At 40.2% G+C, this 2931-nt stretch carries 4 protein-coding genes; 3 read left to right on the plus strand and 1 reads right to left on the minus strand.

What is annotated here, in order from left to right; genetic code table 11:
* Positions 1-42 precede the first annotated feature (42 nt).
* Positions 43-1563 (minus strand): hypothetical protein, encoded by a 1521-nt coding sequence (locus tag P9B04_RS18840; protein WP_342056512.1) that lies wholly within the window; start codon positions 1561-1563, stop codon positions 43-45.
* A gap of 395 nt (positions 1564-1958) precedes the next feature.
* Between P9B04_RS18840 and P9B04_RS18845 the strand changes: the two genes are divergently transcribed.
* Genes P9B04_RS18845 through P9B04_RS18855 form a run of 3 tightly spaced genes read left to right on the plus strand, consistent with a single transcriptional unit; the run spans position 1959 to position 2928 of the window.
* Positions 1959-2333: a helix-turn-helix domain-containing protein gene (locus tag P9B04_RS18845; protein ID WP_342056513.1), complete on the plus strand. Its 375-nt coding sequence runs from the start codon at positions 1959-1961 to the stop codon at positions 2331-2333.
* 44 nt (positions 2334-2377) lie between these two features.
* Positions 2378-2638: a hypothetical protein gene (locus tag P9B04_RS18850; RefSeq protein WP_342056514.1), complete on the plus strand. Its 261-nt coding sequence runs from the start codon at positions 2378-2380 to the stop codon at positions 2636-2638.
* 41 nt (positions 2639-2679) lie between these two features.
* Positions 2680-2928 carry a hypothetical protein gene (locus P9B04_RS18855; RefSeq protein ID WP_342056515.1) on the plus strand — a complete coding sequence of 83 codons (249 nt, stop codon included), beginning with the start codon at positions 2680-2682 and terminating at the stop codon, positions 2926-2928.
* Positions 2929-2931: the final 3 nt, after the last annotated feature.

Raw genomic sequence — 2931 nt, forward strand, 5'->3', positions numbered from 1 at the left:
TTATCATTTTAAACAGATTTTTTCCAGGCTTTTTTCTAACATTCAACATTTCTGTAATACTTTCTCTTCAAAGTCATTAGCCCTAAAACGATAATGAGAGTTAATACACGCTGCTACTTTTCCTTGGGGATTCCTAATATACAGATTACTTTCTTGTTCATGAATATGGGTAAACTCTATATTTTTATTCGTTTCTTTCTTGACCTTAGAAGTCTTTTCACAAAACTGATACAGTAACGAGTTTCTGTATCCTAAACTTACTGCACCATACTCTTCTAAATTCTCCCTAAACCACTCTATTGTCTTCGTTGTTTTTCCTGTTCCTAATCCTGATTTACCGCATAACACCGAGTTCTTCTCTGGTACAGGTAAATCTAAATATTCTTGCTCTACTGTTTTTGTTGGGGTAAAAACTTTACAAGTTTTCCAGGCTTCAAATGCCTTTTTCTGGTAAATTAATTGCTCTGATTTTTCCTTAAACTCGTTAATCGGAATTAAGCTTATCTCAAGTTTTTCAACATCAATTTCGTCAATGTCTAAGCCATGTTTCTTATCCTGTAATTGTCCCCAATCTGTTACTTTTAAATCAGGTACGATTTGTCCTAATTTTTCATAGGCGATCGCTACACTATTATTAACAATTGATCCTGCATCTGCATACAGTATGTACTGGGTATTTTCTTCCCATTCATACCGTTCTTTGATGGACGCGATCGCAGCTTCTATTGCCTCACTGCTACTGGCAAAGTTACCACCACTAGCACCAATAATCGGAATCCCCACGTTTAAGGAAGCTAGAAGGGGTTTGTACTCAAGTCCCTCTGTGAACCCTATTATTGGTTTTTCAGGGGGCTTGTCGGGCAAATACACCGCAATGGGCAGTTCTCCCGATGGTAGGTCAATGGGTATGCCCCTGGAGTTCTTTGATGATAGCCACAGGTATTTTCCTAAACCGTTGCTGTCTGGGTTAAGGTTGTTGACTCTTAATCCCGTGTACAGTCCGTTTTCATCTTGTACTGGGATTAAAATACCGTCACAGGGGTTATTGAGTTTATCTCCCCATTGGTTCACACCCGATAATCTGATATCTACAGGTTTTCTTAAGCTTTGCCATTGAGTTATGCTACGGTAGTTTCCGTCATCGAGGGAGCGATCGCTTATTCCTCTCCTTCTGAGTTGCTCTCTATGGCGATCGCTTAACTCTAATTGCCCCAATATTTCCCTTATTACCTTATCTCTTTCTGGGATAGGCAGCAGCTTCTTTGGATTGACCTCTGTTTGACTGTTAGGGGTTGTCCAAGAGTCACTGGTGACTGGCGACTGGCGACTGGTGACTGTTTCAAGCCATTCCTGGAGACGTTCATCAGTCCAAGCATCTGCATCGGGTTTATATGCCCAAAGATTAAATCCCCATGTGTCTTGACCTCTGTATAAGTAGTCTTTGGGGTTGGCTTCGTTGCTTCGGCAGTGGACAAGGCCGGTGGTGGTGTTTTGGCGACAGTCAGGGCGATCGCCTTGGCACACAGGACAGGGGTTTCGGCGGTTGTATCTAAGCCAGGTCATACGTCCCCCCTAACTGTGATATAGGGGGGTTGATGATGGAACTTAAGAAAAATTTTCCATCATAATCAAATCCGCCACAAGGCAGATTATATATAGCTTTCATTCATTTCTCCAGAAGTGATTACAGACCTCTGGCAACCCCTAATCTGGCGTTAATTGGAAACTTGGCGCAATAATAAAAGTAATTTTGATGTTTTTTGAGAAGCTTGGTTGCCTTCTGAGTTGCTGAGAGTTCCCTTATTAACTCTGGGGTTACCAGCTTACTTATTTCTTCTTGATTCGTGTTGGTGCGATTTGTGGTTGTGACATAATTAGATTAGTCTATGTTGTTTCTATATTAGCCTATATGCTAATCAACTAGATAAATTATACACCAATACACTAACGCCAGCTTTATGTTTAGGCAAACTTTCAAAAAAGTGAAAACAAAGCGGGGGATTACAGGGAAAGCTCTATCGCAGATCACGGGCATTAGCGAAAACCATATTAGTGAGTTTTTGAATGGAAAGCGCGATGTTACTACTGAAAAGCTCTGGGAAATGATTATGGGCCTTGAAAAATTAAGTCCAGGTTCAAAACAAGACTTTGCTGAGTTCATCGGAGACGGACAAAGTTTGAAGGTTACTCTTGATTTAGAACGTACAGTCCAAGAACTTGATGTTAAAGACTTTTTACAACTCTGGCAGGTAGCTAGTGAACGCATGACAGAAATCTATCAAGTTAATCAGCAACACCATCAACAGAAGCAAGACCTTTCGATAGCTTCCTAAGTCAATTTAGAAACCCAATGCTATTCTTATATTTGTGAGGGATAATGATGGAACAAAATGGAGTCAAACAAATGACCCCCCAGGAAATTCTTGATCAGATTAATGGACTTTCTGAGCAAGAACGAACACAATTTTTAAAACAACTTAATCCAGGTGTAACAATCATTTTTTGTGGAAGTAATGTTAACGGCATTTCTCTTCAACTCGCTCCTAATACTGATTGGGATAAGATTATTGATAAAATACCCCCTGAAGCTCTGGGAGAATTCCTTAAAGCAATTGGAGATTATGCCCGTCATTTTTAAAAAGAGCGAAGATTTATTTCAGCCATAACTGTGGAGCTATCATGCTAATTGATCCTAGTTATCTTCGTCAGTTGATTCGTAGTGAGCTTGATACTAAAGATTTACTGAACCTTCTTGACCGTGCCATTGAACTGATCCCAGAAGAACGATGGCCTGAATGGGTAGATGAATTTTTCGACCTAGATTTGTTGAGCGTTGACCAAGTTTCTGACTCATCTTTACTAGAAGAGGTGAGTGATTTTTACCGAAAATCGGAGCATGAAAGCCCCTGGCTTCAGACATGGGGATGAAAT

Source organism: Crocosphaera sp. Alani8 (assembly GCF_038442745.1).
Taxonomy (GTDB): Bacteria; Cyanobacteriota; Cyanobacteriia; order Cyanobacteriales; family Microcystaceae; genus Crocosphaera.

What these genes read in the sequence shown, in the direction of transcription:
- P9B04_RS18845 (WP_342056513.1), top strand. Translation starts at nt 1,959, where the DNA reads ATGTTTAGGCAAACTTTCAAAAAAGTGAAAACAAAGCGGGGGATTACA.
- P9B04_RS18840 (WP_342056512.1), bottom strand. Translation starts at nt 1,563, where the DNA reads ATGACCTGGCTTAGATACAACCGCCGAAACCCCTGTCCTGTGTGCCAA.
- P9B04_RS18855 (WP_342056515.1), top strand. Translation starts at nt 2,680, where the DNA reads ATGCTAATTGATCCTAGTTATCTTCGTCAGTTGATTCGTAGTGAGCTT.
- P9B04_RS18850 (WP_342056514.1), top strand. Translation starts at nt 2,378, where the DNA reads ATGATGGAACAAAATGGAGTCAAACAAATGACCCCCCAGGAAATTCTT.